This window comes from Nostoc sp. DedSLP04 (genome assembly GCF_034530775.1).
Classification (GTDB): domain Bacteria; phylum Cyanobacteriota; class Cyanobacteriia; order Cyanobacteriales; family Nostocaceae; genus Nostoc.
In genome coordinates, this window is sequence record NZ_JAVRCL010000053.1 from 13,823 (window position 1) to 31,026 (window position 17,204).

13 protein-coding genes are annotated in these 17,204 nt (G+C 42.4%); 7 read left to right on the forward strand and 6 right to left on the reverse strand.

The window, feature by feature from the left end; genetic code table 11:
- Positions 1-135: 135 nt before the first annotated feature.
- Positions 136-1,779 carry a calcium-binding protein gene (locus RMX89_RS25240; RefSeq protein WP_322690877.1) on the reverse strand — a complete coding sequence of 548 codons (1,644 nt, stop codon included), beginning with the start codon at positions 1,777-1,779 and terminating at the stop codon, positions 136-138.
- Positions 1,780-1,857: 78 nt separating this feature from the next.
- Between RMX89_RS25240 and RMX89_RS25245 the strand changes: the two genes are divergently transcribed.
- The 3 genes from RMX89_RS25245 (at position 1,858) to RMX89_RS25255 (ending at position 3,462) form a co-directional block, all read left to right on the forward strand.
- Positions 1,858-2,127, forward strand: coding sequence for a hypothetical protein (locus tag RMX89_RS25245; RefSeq protein ID WP_322690878.1), 270 nt, complete (start codon positions 1,858-1,860; stop codon positions 2,125-2,127).
- 107 nt (positions 2,128-2,234) lie between these two features.
- Positions 2,235-2,597 carry a hypothetical protein gene (locus RMX89_RS25250; RefSeq protein WP_322690879.1) on the forward strand — a complete coding sequence of 121 codons (363 nt, stop codon included), beginning with the start codon at positions 2,235-2,237 and terminating at the stop codon, positions 2,595-2,597.
- 340 nt (positions 2,598-2,937) lie between these two features.
- Positions 2,938-3,462, forward strand: a complete 525-nt coding sequence (locus RMX89_RS25255; protein WP_322690880.1) for a hypothetical protein — start codon at positions 2,938-2,940, stop codon at positions 3,460-3,462.
- On the opposite strand, the gene RMX89_RS25260 is transcribed toward RMX89_RS25255, so the two are convergent.
- Together RMX89_RS25260 and RMX89_RS25265 are read right to left on the reverse strand one after the other, a co-directional pair.
- Positions 3,434-4,180: a pentapeptide repeat-containing protein gene (locus RMX89_RS25260; RefSeq protein WP_322690881.1), complete on the reverse strand. Its 747-nt coding sequence runs from the start codon at positions 4,178-4,180 to the stop codon at positions 3,434-3,436. The two genes, RMX89_RS25255 and RMX89_RS25260, sit on opposite strands and share 29 nt — an antisense overlap.
- Before the next feature lie 163 nt (positions 4,181-4,343).
- Positions 4,344-5,156, reverse strand: a complete 813-nt coding sequence (locus RMX89_RS25265) for a tryptophan-rich sensory protein (protein WP_322690882.1) — start codon at positions 5,154-5,156, stop codon at positions 4,344-4,346.
- Between the two features lie 140 nt (positions 5,157-5,296).
- Between RMX89_RS25265 and hisD the strand changes: the two genes are divergently transcribed.
- A complete protein-coding gene (gene hisD, locus RMX89_RS25270) occupies positions 5,297-6,577 on the forward strand; it encodes a histidinol dehydrogenase (RefSeq protein ID WP_322690883.1) in 1,281 nt (426 codons plus the stop codon).
- Positions 6,578-6,637: 60 nt separating this feature from the next.
- On the opposite strand, the gene RMX89_RS25275 is transcribed toward hisD, so the two are convergent.
- The 3 genes from RMX89_RS25275 to RMX89_RS25285 all read right to left on the reverse strand — a co-directional run bounded on the left by RMX89_RS25275 (position 6,638) and on the right by RMX89_RS25285 (position 13,360).
- Positions 6,638-8,011, reverse strand: coding sequence for an alpha-amylase family glycosyl hydrolase (locus RMX89_RS25275; RefSeq protein ID WP_322690884.1), 1,374 nt, complete (start codon positions 8,009-8,011; stop codon positions 6,638-6,640).
- Positions 8,012-8,618: 607 nt separating this feature from the next.
- Entirely contained in the window at positions 8,619-11,762 is a 3,144-nt protein-coding gene (locus RMX89_RS25280; protein WP_322690885.1) for an efflux RND transporter permease subunit, read from the reverse strand.
- Positions 11,763-11,902: 140 nt separating this feature from the next.
- The gene (locus RMX89_RS25285) at positions 11,903-13,360 is read right to left on the reverse strand and encodes an efflux RND transporter periplasmic adaptor subunit (protein WP_322690886.1); all 1,458 of its coding nucleotides are present in this window, start codon (positions 13,358-13,360) and stop codon (positions 11,903-11,905) included.
- 568 nt (positions 13,361-13,928) lie between these two features.
- Here RMX89_RS25285 and RMX89_RS25290 point away from each other — a divergent pair.
- The 3 genes from RMX89_RS25290 (at position 13,929) to RMX89_RS25300 (ending at position 16,844) form a co-directional block, all read left to right on the forward strand.
- Positions 13,929-14,810 carry an Npun_R2479 family HD domain-containing metalloprotein gene (locus tag RMX89_RS25290; RefSeq protein ID WP_322637286.1) on the forward strand — a complete coding sequence of 294 codons (882 nt, stop codon included), beginning with the start codon at positions 13,929-13,931 and terminating at the stop codon, positions 14,808-14,810.
- 131 nt (positions 14,811-14,941) lie between these two features.
- Positions 14,942-16,057 (forward strand): ABC transporter permease, encoded by a 1,116-nt coding sequence (locus RMX89_RS25295; RefSeq protein ID WP_322690887.1) that lies wholly within the window; start codon positions 14,942-14,944, stop codon positions 16,055-16,057.
- A gap of 97 nt (positions 16,058-16,154) precedes the next feature.
- A complete protein-coding gene (locus RMX89_RS25300) occupies positions 16,155-16,844 on the forward strand; it encodes a class I SAM-dependent methyltransferase (RefSeq protein WP_322690888.1) in 690 nt (229 codons plus the stop codon).
- Positions 16,845-17,204: the final 360 nt, after the last annotated feature.

Below are 17,204 nucleotides of genomic sequence, written 5' to 3' on the forward strand. Positions count from 1 at the left end.
AAGCTACGCAAAGCGTCTGTCTGCGAGACGCTGCGCGAACGTAGGCCGCAAACTACCACTCCAGGCGCAGAGAACACAGAGAGAATCTTTGCGTCAGTTTTGGGATATTTTTTATTTGGAAGTCCCTAATTTCGATTAAACAACCACAAAATTGTTTTCGCTGAGTGACAATCCAGTAGATAATTGTGCAAATTTTACCTGAGTAAACCCAGACGCACTGCCATCAAGGTCAAAGAACAGTCCACCTGTAGCACTGTTATAGATAAATCGTTGATTGCTTGTCGTTGCAGACGTTCCAAGGGTAAACTGACTTGTCTTAAGTGAACCTGGTGATAACCCGCCACCAAAGCCAGCAGCCGATACCTGAATCAGTTCATTAGTAGCGTTGAAATCATTAATACTGTCAACACCTTTACTGTAACTATTAAAAACAAAGGTATCAGTACCAGTGCCTCCATAGAGGGTGTCATTACCAGAACCACCTATAAGGATATCATTCCCACTGCCGCCATAGATTGTGTTCTTACCAAAGGCGTTAGAGGCAGAGATATAATCATTGCCAGCGCCACCATCGAGTAAGTTATCACCTTTTGAATTACTAGCATTCAAGTTATCGTCCCCAGTGCCACCGTTAAGAGTGTTATTTCCAGACGAGCGAGAATCGTATGTGATGGAGACATCGCGGGGTGAGTACGGGTCGCTAGGAGTGTAATTGAAGTAGCCAGAGATGGAGAGATAATCATTGCCATCACCCCCAGAGAGCAAATTATCGCCTGTTGAACCGCCAGCACTCAAGGTATCCTTACCTGCACCGCCGTTGAGGGTGTTTTTACCAGACGAGCGAGAGTCGTAGTCTGCATAGTTACCTCCGTCGTAGTAGCCAGAGATGGAGAGATTATCATTGCCATCGTCCCCAGAGAGCAAATTATTGCCTGTTGAACCGCTAGCACTCAAGTTATCGTCACCTACGCCACCGTTAAGAGTGTTCTTACCAGACGAGCGAGAGTTGTAGTCGTAGTCTGGGTAGCTAAAGCTTTCGTAGCCAGAAATGGAGAGATAATCATTGCCATAGCCCCCAGAAAGCAGATTATTGCCAACAAGGGAGTCAGTCCCCGTACCACCAATGAGGGTATCATTTCCCGCACCACCAATGAGGGTATCATCACCCGCACCACCTCTGAGCAAATCGTTTCCACTCAAACCATCGATTTTGTCATTACCGCCTTGACCATTAACGACATCATTTGAGTCCTCTAACCCCGTAATGTTATTGTTGAGGTCATTGAGGAAAGTTACTGTGTTCTTGATGCCCAGGCTAGTATCAGTAGAGTTGGAATCGAGGACATTAAAGCTGTCGGTGATGCTATTTTGCCCGTCAAACAGGATATTACCAATTGCTGGTTTGCCTCCAGAAGCTTTCAGATTCTCTAAATTTTCTAGTTTGAAATTTTGTAGAATAACTACGGTATCAGTATTCCCCTCAAAAGTGATTTCTAGATCGTTGCCATTCTGAAGCAGCAGTAAATTTTGAGCAGTTAATCCTGCACCCTGAAATTTGATCGTGTCCACTTCAGCAATAACTGCTGCTGTCGGGTTAGTTCCTTTACCGATGCCACCAAAATCAGTGATTGTATCAGTGCCGTCGCCCAAGTCGTAAACAAATTTATCGTTGCCACCGCCACCTGTGAGAAAATCACCTCCCACACCACCAATGAGAGTATCATTCGCAGTACCACCCTGTAGTAAGTCGTAGCCGCTGGTTCCAATGATATTTGCCATAATTTTTACCTACCTGATTCCATTTTTTTAGTAATTTCAGTTCTCAATCTTGAATTTAGCGCTGTTTTCGAGCAGTGGTTGATTGAATTTGGACAGTGGTTAATTGAATTCGGGCAGTGGTTAATTGAATTCGGGCAGTGGTTAATTGAATTCGGGCAGTGGTTAATTGAATTCGGGCAGTGGTTAATTGAATTCGGGCAGTGGTTAATTGAATTCGGGCAGTGGTTGATTGAATTCGGGCAGTGGTTAATTGAATTCGGGCAGTGGTTGATTGAATTCGGGCAATCTCCGAGAATTTACATAAAACTATTCAATGTAATTGTACTAAATAAATTAATTTATACTTAATAATGCGGGTGTCAAGTAACCCTAATGCTGTCTATCCTAGTGCTGTACAGTCCAAGGTAGAAGTCAGTTTTTATCCTGGTGCATTATTAATAATAGGAAAGTGATTTATGTCACGTCCAAAACGCGGGTCTAAAGTAATTGATAAAGCACAGCGTCGGATTGCGGCTTTGAAATCGATCAGTTCCACCTTAGACTTAGGCAATGGGGTAACAATTGACTCCTTTGCAGCCATCATCAAAACAACGCAAGACAAATTGGAAGCTTATAACTCAAGCCTTTCCACCGTGGATCTGACTCAGGGAGCCTTAGAAGTTGCCGAAAAGTCGCTGATGGAACTAACAGAACACATGTTACTCAGTGTAGCTGCAAAGTATGGCAAGAATAGCGATGAGTATAAAATGGCGGGGGGCGTTCGTCGAAGCGATCGCAAGCGTCCGGTGCGAAAGCCTAAGCAAGAGGCTATTGCTTGATAAATTTGGGTTTTACTCCACCCTAACCCTCACGCTACTTGCTCCACTTGGGGAAACCCCATCGCCCTTGGCGTCTCCCTTTGGGAGAAGACCGCAGTGGTTCCCTGTGGATTGGGGAGGGAACTGAATTTGCTGTTTCCCCCGTTTGTTTGTTTCTAAGTAGAAGAATTGTAGGTTGGGTGAAGCAAAGCGCAACCTAACAAAGCTATGAAAATGTTGGGCTTCGTTCCTCAACCCAACCTACGTAGTATATGGTTTTTGGCCCTAACCCAAGCGTATTGTTCTATCAACAGCCTTTTACTTAGCCAATCAGTTTATTCAATTTAGTATTGGTTTGGATATGAGTATGATTTCATTTAGACCATTGATTTTGATTATAGGCACAAGTATTGGTTTACTGCCTTTGTTGTCCAACTGGTGCGTCCAAGCACAAAATCAATCACAAAACATTGAGCTAAAAATTTATAGTGAAAACGAGCAAAAACAAAGCTGTCCAAGCAAAGTGATTGTCACTGAAAAACCCCGTCCTTATCAAGAAGGTAGTTTTGCAACAGATGGCTCTATTAACCTGAGTGCCTATGCTACTAATATTTCTGTTCAAGCCAGTAATAACTTTAGCGTTACATGGGTTGGGACACTCAAACCAAAATATGCTAGATGCATTGCTTCTGCTGGAATGACTAAGGTTGATGGGCAAGACTACTCTGGAAAGATTAATTATTTACGGATGCACTTTGTTAAAGGTAAAGTTTATTTCATCTTGGATTTGGCTGGTGGCTTCGATCCTAATGATTATCCCCTAGTAGTGTTAAAAAATAGTTTCAAGAATGGCAATCCTACCTGGACTTGGGGTGGAACTGACTAGAGGTAATACTGGAGTCAGGCGATGATTGTTGAGCAAAAGCCAAGTCACTTTCAATTAACTTGGCATTTGTTAGGTTAGCCCCACTCAAATTGCACAAGTGAAAATTTGCCCCTCTTAGGTCTGCTAGTGACAGATTAGCTCCTGTTAAATCTGCACCACTGAGGTTGACTTCACTTAAGTTAGCACCACTAAGGTTAGCCCCCTGAAGTGAAGCTTTTTGCAAGTTTGCCTCGCTTAGGTTAGCCCTCATCAGGTATGCTTTACTTAAATCGGCTCCACTTAAATTCGCTTGACTGAGGTCTGCTGCTGTTAAATCAGCTTTACTGAGATTAGCTTGACTTAAGTTTGCCCAACTCAATGAGGCATAACTTAAGTTAATTTCACTTAGCTTCATGGTCGCAAGTACTGCACACCTCAAATTAGCATTAACAAAATTTCTTTCTCCGATTGCATAACGGCGTAAAATTTCATCAGTTGTTACTCTGTTCAAAACGGCTTTTGATGTGCCTTGATAACACCATGTAGCTTGTAATAGTTTGGCAGCAGTGTTAACAGCTATTTCATCATTAGAAGTTATAATTACACCATTGCAGCCATCCCATTGACCGTTAAGCATTAGAGCAATCTCATTAGCGGCAGTAATTGAGTCAAATAGTAAAACAGATTCTTTATGCCCTTTTAACCAGTTATTCCAACCAATCGAGATAATATTTTTCATTTCTATAAATTTTGAATTTTTTAGACGATTCCGGCTTTAACTATCTATTTTGGCTAATGACAATCAGACTGGTGTGTGTAACAACCGACCCTTATTGTGCGTGCTTAACGAACGCTTCTAAAAGTTCTCTCTTAACAAACGCTGGGCGGGTATGTTATTACACTTAAATATGTTCTTGTTGGGTGCGTAAGCTGTTAATCGTAGCGATTAAAACTAGGAAAATGGCCAAAACCAATACGGTATTTCTGAGCATTGAGTTATCAAAATGCTTGAGTGCGTTCGTCGCAGACGTTGGCGCAGCCATCGCCACTAATGCCCAGACTATTACTCCTGCATAAGCGATGTCTCGACGCTGGATAACCATAACTGCTGCAACTGCTGTTGCTATCAATACCATGATGAGAGTCCAGATTACAGGAGAAATCCCCCAACCGTTCCACCCGTGAAAATCCAAGGCAGACGCTACATTGACAATAGTCGCGACGCTAATCCAGCCTAGATAAATACTAATCGGAAAGTGAATACACCATTTTTTCAGCCGAGGCACACGCGATTTGCCAATTTCTAACTGCACATAGACAGCAATCAGGGGCAACAGAATCAAGAGCATTGCAATTACAGAAAAAGCAAAAAGCCGAGACAGAAACAGATATACCCAAATACTTTGAGCAACACAGGCGATCGCTAACAGATAACCTGTCTTACGTAAATCAGCCTCATATCGTTGATTAGGTAGAGCTTGGTATACGCCAAAAGCAAACAACCCCAGGTAAATCAGCCCCCAGATCGCAAAGGCGTAATTAGCAGGGATAATCAAGACATTTTTAAACAAAGTATTGGAAATTTCCCCGATGTTAAGTCCATTGAGCGGAAAAATGTTCGATACTACGTTGATAACAAAAGCACCAAAGATTGCAGCCAAAGTAACAAGCTGCCGCCAAAGATCCCGGTAATTGCCTCTTGTGGACTGCTGCATAGGATGTTAACTCATAATCTTTTGTGGCTTTCTTTCAGCTTACATCTGAAAAGAGTGATGCATATAAGCCACAGCCATATCGAGCAAGTTAATCAGGAGTTAAACTAATTATTGACCTCACTGCTTTTAAGCTATTGTCCATGCAGCTACTTCAAACTACCGACAAAGATTTTTCTGTCAAATTCCATACCCTTGTAAGCGATCGCCGGGAAGTTACAGTTGATGTTAGTGGGACAGTACGCGAGATTCTAGCTGATGTCAAAGTGCGTGGTGATGCCGCAGTTAAGGATTATACTAGCCGCTTCGATCGCAACCATCTCCAGTCTTTGCATCTAAGCGAAAGTTTTATTGCCGAACACGCAACGCAATGCCCTGCTGATGTCTTGGCTGCGCTGGAATTTGCTGCTGAGAGGATTGTAGCTTTCCATCAAAAACAATTACCACAAGATATTGCCTACAGCGATGCAGTCGGGGTAAAACTGGGATTGAATTGGGTAGCGTTGTCGCAAGTGGGAATTTATGTACCAGGGGGACGGGCTAGCTATCCAAGTTCTTTGTTGATGAATGCCTTACCAGCCAAAATTGCTGGTGTTGAAAGAATTGTCATGACAGTACCGATGCCTGGTGGTGAGATTAATCCTGTCGTATTGGCTGCTGCTCAAGTTGCTGGTGTTACAGAAATATATGGCATTGGTGGGGCGCAAGCGATCGCAGCATTAGCTTATGGTACAGAAAGCATTGCCCCAGTAGATAAAATTGTTGGCCCTGGTAATGCTTATGTTGCTGAAGCCAAGCGTCAAGTCTTTGGCACTGTTGGCATTGATAGCATCGCTGGCCCTTCAGAAATTTTAGTGGTAGCTGACAACCAGAACAACCCAGATTGGATTGCCTGGGATTTACTATCGCAAGCAGAACACGATCCTAGTGCCCAGTCAATCTTAATTACTGATTCCGAAATCTTCGCGCAACAAGTAATAAAGGCTGTTGAGAAAGTTCTCACCGATTTACCTACCAGAGAAGTTGCCAGTGCAAGTTGGCAAAATTATGCAGCCGTGATTCTAGTTAGCGATTTAGCCGAGAGTATACCACTGCTCAATCAACTAGCTCCAGAACATGTGGAATTGTGTGTGGATAATCCGCAACTCCTTGCCAATCAAATTAAGTGTGCCGGCAGCGTGTTTTTAGGACGCTATACTCCAGAAGCGATTGGCGATTATTTAGGTGGCCCCAACCATGTACTGCCAACTGCCCGTTCTGCCCGCTTTGCTTCTGGTTTGAGTGTCTACGACTTTCTCAAACGAATTACTTTTTTAGAATGTGACAAAGAATCATTACAGACAATAGGCAAAGCAGCTGTCACCTTAGCAGAGGCAGAAGGTTTGCCAGCCCATGCAGGTAGTGTATCTGTACGCTTACATTGAAGTAGGCAGGAGGCAGGAGGCAGGAGGCAGGAGGCAGGAGGCAGAGGCAGGAGAGAGCATCTATATTTGACATTGATTAAAAGGTTCTCGAACAAAATAGAGTGCATCGCGTTTTTGAACTTCCATACCGCCTCTATTCCAGCTTCTCCAACGAGTTATAAATTTTTTCTCACCTTGGCGACGTTCAATCGCAACAGTAAAATTATTACGGAGTTCCCGATAACATCCATCTAAATTCGTTAAGGTCAAATCCAGTGCTGAGATATTAAATTTATTCTCCCCTTTATTGACAACAAAAAATCCTTCACTGCCCCGCTCCATTAGTAATACAGTCGGACTATCAATTGCTGCTAAAACATTTTCTTTGGTATTTTTTCCCTGAGTTCCTCGTTGATGCATAATTTGGCGGAATTTGACACCATGTTTCATAAAAGCAGCATCTCTATTATCCCAGTTGAGTATTAAAGGAGTGCCACTTTCTCTCGCCAAGATATATGCTGTTGCGAGGAAAGAATCAGAAGGATCGCTATAGGGGTTAATGGCATTAGAATTAATATCGCGGATCGTATCGTGGTTTCTGCCAAAAGTGACGCTACGCGGATCGTTTATGGCTGTCGGAACTCGCAGAGAACGCAAATCTCCACCAAAGCTGAAGGCATTTTTCATTGAATTGTAGAGAACAAAATCTGTGACAGCAGCAATCCAGTTATAATTTTCTGCACTGGTGTCACTATCTGTGATTACCTCAAGATAATTCCATGCTTTGCCTTGACTTTGTCGATCCACATAGCTGATGTACTCTTTAAGAACATCTGCTGGCATATGCTTGGCAGCATCAAACCGAAATCCATCAATTCCTAAATCTAGCAGTTTTTTTAAATGAGCTTTTTGAATTTTTTTAACATTATTGGTAAATCTCAATTCAGGAAGTCCACCTAACCAACAATTAATTTCTGAATCTCTATTGCCATCACTATAATTAATGCTACAAGATTTTTTCCCTGGACGATTTAAATCCCAATTAAAGTCATTTATAGAAAGACCTGAAAATTTAGTTAAATCTTCAAAATCATCATTGCCATCTAAATTAGCCATGTGATTGAAAACAACATCAGCAATCACTTTGACCTGACAATTGTGGGCTTGATTAATAAGCTTTTTTAAATTTAAGAGTGAACCTCTACCTTCGATAACGCTGTAATCTACAGGTTGATAGCGGGTCCACCATTCTGGAGCAGGATTAGATTTTTGGGCTGGAGAAATTTGAATGTGAGAGTATCCTTGCTTCCCTATTTCACAGACAAACTTTTCAATATCAGTATACTGCTGGTCAAATGCATGAAAAATCGCAGAAGGTCTTTCTCCTGCTAATGCCTGAATTGGGTAAATACAAGTTGCGCAGATGACAACTGCACAGATGAAGATATTTTTCATCAAAGATATTATATCATGTCCGCTTGATTGCTTATTAAACCCGAAGAACCCCACCCCGCCAAAGCTGTGCTTTGTCTCCCCTCCCCGCAGGCGGGGAGGGGTTGGGGGTGGGGTTCTTTTATTATGGGTAATTTGGCGGACATGATATTACTCCTAAACCAGATTGTGTTTTACTATTAGTTTGCCAAAGAAAATTGACTTTTTATTGAGTAATATCATGTCCGCTTAGTTACTTATTAAACCTCAAGAACCCCTCCCCTTGGCAAGGAACTACGGTGTACACACAAGTCGTATTACCCCCCTTAATCCCCCCGATGTATTGGGGGGAAACTGGAAAATCTAGTTCCCTCCCCTTTCTAAGGGGAGGGTTAGGGTGGGGTAAAACCTTGGGTTTTTCAGCTATTTCAGACTTGTGTATACACCGTAGCCTTAAAAAGGGGGAAACATAAAATTTAGTTCCCTCCCCAATACATACGGGGAGGGTTAGACAGGGGTAAAACTTACGCTTAAACCTAAATGGGTTGGGGCTGTTCTTGTTAGGTCTGTATTGGACTCAGCCGAGAAACACTATAAAATCTAAAATTACAAATCCAAAATTGATTGGGCATTATTGACGCGATGGTTTTTTACCAAAGCCATAGCGCATTGTATCCATAATCCAAGTTTGGAAGTTGTCAATGTAGCTAAATATCACTGGTACTACTACCAGTGTCAACAGAGTGGAAGTTGTAAAACCGCCCATAATGGCAATTCCCATTGGTTGGCGAACTTCAGAACCCACGCCGATTCCCAATGCTAAGGGCAGAATCCCGGCGATCGTTGCGAAAGAAGTCATTAAAATTGGACGCAGACGTGATACGCCTGATTCAACGAGCGCCTGACGTTGGGTTTTGCCTTCTTGCATGTTGATGATGGTATAGTCAACTAACAGAATCGAGTTTTTAGTGACAATCCCCAACAGCAACACGATACCAATCAGGGCATATATTCCTAAGGGTTTTTGAGCAACCATCAACGCTACCAATGCCCCGCCTAAACAAAAGGGTAAGGCTGCCATAATCGATAATGGATGGAGAAAGTTGTTATACAGCAGCACCAGAATTGCATAGATACACATTAATGCCAGCCCCAATGCACCGCCAAAGCGACCAAAAATGTCTTGCATAATTTTGGCACTACCTGATGGTTGCTGTACTACTCCTGGTGGTAAGTTTTGCATTGCAGGTAGTTTATTGATTGTCTGGACTGCCTCTCCTAAAGAAAGCCCTTGCAAATTCGCTTCTACAGCTACTTGACGGGCGCGATCGTAACGATTGATGGTAGCAGGGCCGCTACCAAAGCGGATATCTGCCACTGCTATCAGGGGAACTAATCTGCCATTTTGACTGGGGACTTGTAGATTTGTGATTGTGTTGATATCAGCTCGCGCTTGCGGATCGATTTGGACGCGAATGGGGATTTGACGATCGCTTAAATTAAATTTCGCCAAGTTCGCCTCATTATCGCCGATGGTGGCAAGGGAAGCAGTCCGAGCGATCGCTTGCACTGTCACACCCAAATCTGCTGCCCGTTGCGGGTTGGGAATTACCAAAATCTCTGGTTTGACTAAACTTGCAGTAGATGCCACTTCTACCAATCCGGCTAGCGATCGCATCTGCTTTTCTAAGGCATCAGCAGCTTGATTCAATGCTGCGGGATTTTCACTTCTGAGGACAATTGATAAACCTTTGCGACTGTCACCTGGTGACTGACTTTGAAAACTAATTCTAGCTCCTGGTATTTGCTCAAAGTTAGGACGCACTTGTTCCTCAAACTGTTTTTGGGAAATATTTCGTTTCTCTCTGGGTTTGAGATTAATCGCAAGGCTGGCAGAATTGATCTCTTCTGTTGCTAGTACGCGTTCAACTACTGGATTTTGGCGGATAATATCAGTTGCTTGTGTGACTACCTTGTTAACGTCTTCTAATGTGGAACCAGGAGGAAGTTCTATAGATACGTTGGAAATTCCGAAATCACCATCATCAACAAAACCCTTGGGAATTAAAGGAACCAGCATTGCACTGGCAATAAAAAAAGCTAAAGCGATCGCTATTGTTGTCAATCTATGGCGTAACGCCCACTGTAAAAGCGATCTATAAGGTTGAAAACCTTGACGCTTTTCATCTCCAAGTTTTCTACTTCCGTTCCCACCACCTGGAAGTGTAAATTTAAAATTAAAAATTTTTATTATTCCCCCCTGCCCCTCTGCCCCCCTGCCCCCTTGCCCCTCTGCCTCCTGTAAAAGATACGCCCCCATCATCGGCGTAACCATCCGCGCGACAAGAGTTGAGAAAATTGTGGAAACGGCAACGGTAACGCCAAATGGTTGAAAAAATTGCCCCGGAATCCCACCCATAAAGGCAACGGGCAGAAACACTGCAATAATCGTCGCTGAACTGGCGATTACCGCTAATCCTACTTCGTCGGAAGACTCAAAAGCCGCTTCCCAAGCTGACTTGCCCATAGCCATGTGGCGTTCCATGTTTTCAATTTCCACAACGGCATCATCTACCAAGTTGCCCACCGCCAGGGCTAATGCCAACAAAGTCATGTTGTTGAGGGTGTAACCAAGGGCTTGCTGCACTGCGAAGGTGGGAATTATTGACAAGGGTAAGGCAACAGCCGTAATTAATGTTGCTCGCCAGTTCCGCAAAAACACTAAAATAACGATGACCGCCAGCACCGAAGCTTGTATCAATTCATCAATGGTGCTTTGGTAAGATTGACGGACAATATCGGCTCTAGTAAAAATTAAATCCAGTTTGACATCTGGGGGAAGGGTTTTTTCTAGTTGTTTGACTGCTGCTTTCACTCCTTCTTCTACTGTCACCAGAACGCTGCCAGTACTACGCAAGACTTGAAAAGCTACCACAGGTTGATTATTCAAACGGGCGGCTTGACGTACATCACCAAATTTATCTTCTACAGTTCCCAGGCTAGATAAAGGTACAGAACCACCTTGTGGTAAAACGATTTCGTAGGTTTTCAAAATATCCACACTGACGGCACTTCCTAAAGTACGGATACTTTGTTCGCTACCACCAACTTCAGCACGTCCGCCAGGTAAGTTAATGTTCAAAGCGCGGATTTGGTCGTTTACCTGAGTGGCGGTGATCGCTAGAGATTGTAAGCGATCTGGATTAAGATTAATCCGAATTTCTCGGTCAACGCCACCCACACGCTGAATTTGTGCTACACCCCGAACTCCCAATAAGGCACGGCTAATAGTTTGGTCTACGAGATTGCTTAACTCTTCTACAGAACGCCGATCTGATTTAACTGCGTAGGTAATCACCGGGCCGCCGGAAAATTCTAGGCGTTCCACAATTGGATCGTTAATGTCTTGGGGTAAATCTTGGCGAATTTGAGCGATCGCATTCCGAACATCATTGGTGGCGCGATCGCTATCTGTACCCAAAACAAAGTTAATTGTCGTCTGAGAATTCCCATCGCTAATGGTGGAAATCATGTAATCGATATTACCCAACCCTGCCACAGCATCTTCAATTTTTTTCGTCACTTGAGATTCTAGTTCTGCTGGGCCTGCACCTGGTTGGCTGACTTTGATCGAAACTGTTGGTACATCAATATTTGGGTTAGTATCAATCCCCAAGGATATGAATGAGAACCAACCGACAACCGTCAAAATTAAAAATAAAACGATCGTGGGAACAGGTTTTTTTATCGACCAGGCTGAGATATTAAAAGACATTGGGAAATTTGAGATTTGGGATTTGTCATTGGTCATTGGTCATTGGTGAGCCAGTGCGGTCTTGGGGGTTTCCCCCATAAGCAACTGCGAACCCGAAGGGTCATTAGTCATTTGTCATTGGTTATTTTTCCCTATTCCCTTCAATTTGCAACTCGAACCCGATCGCCATCTTTGAGATAGCCTGCACCATCAACGACAACGCGATCGCCTAACTGTAACCCACTCTTGATTTCTACGGTGTCGTTATTTCCAGGATCTCCTAATTCGACTTTCTGGCTGCTGACTGTATTTTCACTCGATAAGATGAATACAATTACACTTGCGTCAGCTTGGGACTGCACTGCTTTTTGTGGCACTACCATTTTCATCCCAGAGTCAGTAGTAATTGCAGCACTAGCAAACATTCCTGGTTTAAGTAAAGTTGTTGGCGGCAAGTCAATTTTCACTGTCGCCTCCCGTCTTTGATCGTTCAGCTGTGGTTGTATGTCTCTGACTCGTCCTTGCGATCGCACCCGGCGATCGACATCAGAAGTGATTTGCACCGATGCGCCAATTTTCACCTGAGTTAGTTGAGTTTCGGGCACCTTCGCCTGAAGTTCTAACTTTTCATCTCGGATAATCGAAAATAGCTTTTGTGTGCCACCAATCACCGTCCCCACTTGGGTTTGCGGCGGTACGCCAGTGACATCACCGACTCTAGCTAGTTTCTCGGCGATTACTCCTGAAACCGGCGCACGTACTACAGTTTGTCTCAATTGAGTTTGCAGTTGTTGTACTTTCGCAGCACTGCTTTTAACATCGGCTTTGGCTTTGTTGACGATGGCTTGGGCGTTATTAATATTAGCTTGGGCACTGCCGATATTAGCCTGGGCACTACGTATATTTTCTTGGGACAGGTTCACAACTTCTATGGCAGTTTTCACAGCGTAAGAACGAGTATCAAGTTCTTGTTTGCTAATTGTCCCAGAGTCAGCAAGTTGTTGATAGCGCTGATAATTTTTGGCTGCTTCCTCCAACCTCGCCTTAGCTTGAGCTAAATCGGCTTGTTTTTGCTGGACTATTGCTTTATTTGATAGCAAATCTGCCTGCTTGGATGCCAAATCGGCTTGTTTGGATGCCACATCTGCTTGTTTCGATTCCACATCTGCTTTTGCTTGGCTAATTTGGCTTTGCAGTATGGAACCATCTAACACTGCCAACACTTGACCTTGTTTGACAAAAGCTCCTTCTTTGACATTTGCGGGGATGCTTTTAATTTGTAAACCGTTTGTTTGCGGTAGCACCGGAATTAAATCACTCGCGGCTACAGTCCCAGTAGTTTTGAGTGTACGGACAACACGGGCGCTTTCTACTGTGGCGATAGTAACTGTCATCGCTGGGTTAACTTTTTTATCCGCTACTACGCTTTGTTGACGGGATGGAAAACGATTTAATACACTCATTGCAAGTAAGGCGATCGCAATTCCTAAACCAGTACCCAAGAATAATGGCTTCAACCATGCCCTGGTCTGCTTTTGATCTGATTTGCTTAAAAAATTCCTATCTTCAGAGGTTATAGCTTCTTCCACCTCAACTTCTGAAAGACTTTCATCGCTCACATTTCACCTCTACTTGCTGTTTATACATACCAAACCTTGGTATTTTCTTAAGAAAACTTGAAGTTTATTTACTTCGATATCAACTATGACGCATTTCATAGTGAATGTCTTTTATCTGCAACAGTATATAATATAACTTTTTAAGTAAGCAAAATTACTATTAAAACATGGTAATAAATTTTATGTAGATTATGATACAAAAAATTCTCTCATCTCATAAAGCTACTCTATGTCACACACCATCTGTATTGAGATCACTGTCAACCAATGCCTAAATATGAAAAACTAATATAGCCGATCTAGATTTATCTAATTAGAGTCGAAAATATTTATGTACCTTGGTAGACCAGGAAATTATTTTTTATACGTAATCAATTATTTCTCTAAAGCCTTTGTGTTGCCAGGAAGCCGTGTATTCAGGCACAGATAAAGCTAGCGTCTACAGCTACACGTGAGTTACAAAGGAGCAAACTCCATTGCCTGAAATTCCAGCAAGGGTGGCCTTAATTATGGAATTTTGAAATCAATCAAATCAATAAAAAATTGGTATTTACCAGAGTAAGCAGATATGTTCAATGCCACTGAAATTTTAATTGATGCCTTTGTAAATGAAATTCGAGACGGCTATCGCCGCACTTATGGCTGCTTTAAAAATGATTATCAGGATATTATCGCTTGGGCGGGTAACATGGCTTTGGAAAACATTGCTAATAGCGATGCCCTTTACCATAATGTTGAACACACAGTCCTAGTCGCCTTAGTGGGGCAAGAAATTTTACGTGGCAAACATATCAGGGAAGGCGGTGTTTCCAGTGAAGACTGGTTGCATTGTATTATTTCTTTAGTGTGTCACGATATTGGCTACGTTAAAGGGGTTTGTCGGCAAGACCGAGAAACAGCAAACTTATATGCCACAGGTAAAAATGGCAGAATGATTTCTGTAGCTGCTGGTGCTTCTGATGCCAGTCTGACACCTTATCATGTTGATAGAGCCAAGCTTTTCATCGATGAGCGTTTTGGAGGTCACAAATTAATCGATGCTGAGGCAATTAAGAGCAATATTGAATTGACTCGATTTCCCGTACCTGCGGCAGAAGATCATCAAGATACAAGGTGTTTTGCAGGATTAGTCCGGGCTGCTGATTTAATTGGTCAACTAAGTGACCCGCGTTACCTGAAGAAAATTACTTCTTTATTTTACGAGTTTGAAGAAACTGGTGTAAATAAAGTTTTGGGCTATAAAACCCCTGCCGATTTGCGTAACAACTACGCTAAGTTTTACTGGAATGGCGTATATCCCTATATTCAAGAAGGACTGCATTACCTATCATTGACACAACAGGGAAAACAAATTCTTGCAAATCTTTACTCAAACGTGTTTGTTGTGGAACATGAAAAACAACAAGAAGAACAGCAGCGGTATTTAGAGAAGTTAGCAGTTAAGAGTTAGGAGTTAGGAGTAGAGACGCGAGTAACCCTTGTCTGTACAAAAGTTGGGAGTTGAAAATTATTAATCATGAGTTATGAATTAAGATAAAAATTTAATAACTCATAACTCCTAACTTATAACTCCTAACTACTATGGATTGGTGGCGACGACTTAAGAAAAATCCTTTAGCACGATTTGGGGCAATTTTACTGTTAATTTTCTATATAGCAGTAATTGCAGCTGATTTCGTAGCTCCTTATGACCCCTATGCTTCACAGCCTAATGGTTCACTGCTGCCACCAACGAAGATACACTGGGTTTCTCAGTCAGGGCAGTTTACCTGGCCTTATGTTTATCCGACAACTCAGGGAGATACGAATTTAGATACAGGCGATCGCCAACTCATTGTAGACTCGAAAAAGCCTTCGCCTCTGCGTCTATTTGTCTCCGGGTCAGAATACCGATTGTTGCAGATGAGTTTGCCATTACCGCCGAAGTGGGATGAAGTCACAATTTTTGGCGGTATCCCCTTAAATTGGCATTTATTTGGCACAACAAGTGGTGTAAAAGTCAACATCTTCGGCACTGATGACCAAGGCCGCGACCAATTTAGTCGCTTGCTACATGGCGGTCGCATCAGCATGTTTATTGGGATTTTTGGCATTATCATTACCTATCCCCTTGGTTTGCTGATCGGGGGAATTTCTGGCTATTTCGGCGGTGTAACCGATAGCATTATTATGCGCTTGGCAGAAGTGCTAATGACTTTCCCTAGTATTTATCTTTTGGTGACATTGGGCGCAGTCTTACCAGCTGGTTTAAGTAGTACCCAGCGCTTTTTGCTGATTGTGGTGATTACTTCGGTTATTAGCTGGGCTGGTTTAGCACGGGTGATTCGGGGACAGGTACTATCAATTAAAGAGCGAGAATTTGTCCAAGCCTCGCGTGCAATGGGCGGGAACCCAATTTATATAATTATCCGTCATGTTTTACCGCAAACGGCTAGTTATGTAGTTATCTCTGCAACTCTTGCAATTCCTAGCTTTATTGGCGCAGAGGCGATATTGAGTCTCATCGGCTTGGGTATTCAACAACCAGACCCTTCTTGGGGAAATATGCTTTCTCTAGCTAGCAATGCTTCAATTTTGGTGTTGCAACCTTGGTTAATCTGGCCGCCGGCTGTGCTGATTATACTCACAGTGCTGGCATTCAACTTACTCGGTGATGGGCTGAGAGATGCACTCGACCCGCGCAGTTTAAGAAGATAAGACTTCAATAATAGTAAATGCGTAGACGTAGCCAGCCAGCAGAACTTTTAGCTGTAAAATTTATCTAGAGTTGATGAGAGTAGATGATAAGCTGGCAATGACCAATCAAATTCTGCAACAACAAATTGCCTACTATCGTGCTAGAGCCAACGAATACGATCAGTGGTTTTATCGTCTTGGTCGTTACGATCGTGGTGAGGAACTAAACCAGCGTTGGTTTAAAGAAGTTGATATTGTCAAACAGGGTTTACAACAAATTGTCCAAGCTGAGGAAATCTTAGAATTAGCCTGTGGAACCGGAATTTGGACACAAGAGCTTTTAAAAATTGGACAGAAAATTACTGCAATTGATGCCTCCGAAGAAGTAATTGAAATTAATCGCAGCAAGTTAAATTCACAAAAAGTAGAATATCACCAAATTGATTTATTTGCCTGGGAACCACACGCTGAATATGATTTAGTATTTTTTTCTTTCTGGTTATCTCATGTGCCGCCAGAATTGCTGAAATCGTTTTTGCTAAAAGTTTATAAATCTGTGCGTGTCGGTGGACAAGTATTTATTGTTGACTCGCGCTTTGAACCGACATCTACAGCTAATAACCATATTCTGAATGATGATGGCAGTATCTACAAAAGCCGGAAGTTAAATAATGGGCAAGAATTTCAAATAGTGAAAGTTTTTTATCAGCAAGATGAATTGCAAAAGCATCTGATCCAAGTTGGTTTTAAAGCCGATGTAAAAGTGACAGACCATTATTTTATCTATGCTAATAATACGAAGTTTTAGAATTAATTTGTAATGCTGTAACTCATCTAATGATTGCTTAAGTGACGATGGTTAAGAATAAAATCTTAATCATTTTTATTTTTTATAACTACTATAGCTCTATTTTAAACTTATTAAAAAAATTATCAAAACTTTGCCTAGATTTAAAATCATTAATCGAGAATAAATGTTAAGCTAAACCACATCTAGTTTGCATAATCTGAAATTGTACATTTCTTGTGGGGTGGGCGTCTCGCCCTCCCAAGATATGCAAGTTAAATGTGGAACAGCTTAATAGCCTTATCTTGGATGTTGGACAGTAATTTGAGTTGCCTGTTTGAAAGCCAAAATTTTCTGGAAGTAGCAGAAAACTAATATAGT

Bases quoted from the DNA above. Each gene is read 5' to 3' on its own strand.
- RMX89_RS25275 (WP_322690884.1), bottom strand. From the start codon at position 8,011: ATGAAAAATATCTTCATCTGTGCAGTTGTCATCTGCGCAACTTGTATT.
- RMX89_RS25255 (WP_322690880.1), top strand. From the start codon at position 2,938: ATGAGTATGATTTCATTTAGACCATTGATTTTGATTATAGGCACAAGT.
- hisD (WP_322690883.1), top strand. From the start codon at position 5,297: ATGCAGCTACTTCAAACTACCGACAAAGATTTTTCTGTCAAATTCCAT.
- RMX89_RS25280 (WP_322690885.1), bottom strand. From the start codon at position 11,762: ATGTCTTTTAATATCTCAGCCTGGTCGATAAAAAAACCTGTTCCCACG.
- RMX89_RS25260 (WP_322690881.1), bottom strand. From the start codon at position 4,180: ATGAAAAATATTATCTCGATTGGTTGGAATAACTGGTTAAAAGGGCAT.
- RMX89_RS25240 (WP_322690877.1), bottom strand. From the start codon at position 1,779: ATGGCAAATATCATTGGAACCAGCGGCTACGACTTACTACAGGGTGGT.
- RMX89_RS25290 (WP_322637286.1), top strand. From the start codon at position 13,929: ATGTTCAATGCCACTGAAATTTTAATTGATGCCTTTGTAAATGAAATT.
- RMX89_RS25295 (WP_322690887.1), top strand. From the start codon at position 14,942: ATGGATTGGTGGCGACGACTTAAGAAAAATCCTTTAGCACGATTTGGG.
- RMX89_RS25300 (WP_322690888.1), top strand. From the start codon at position 16,155: ATGACCAATCAAATTCTGCAACAACAAATTGCCTACTATCGTGCTAGA.
- RMX89_RS25250 (WP_322690879.1), top strand. From the start codon at position 2,235: ATGTCACGTCCAAAACGCGGGTCTAAAGTAATTGATAAAGCACAGCGT.
- RMX89_RS25265 (WP_322690882.1), bottom strand. From the start codon at position 5,156: ATGCAGCAGTCCACAAGAGGCAATTACCGGGATCTTTGGCGGCAGCTT.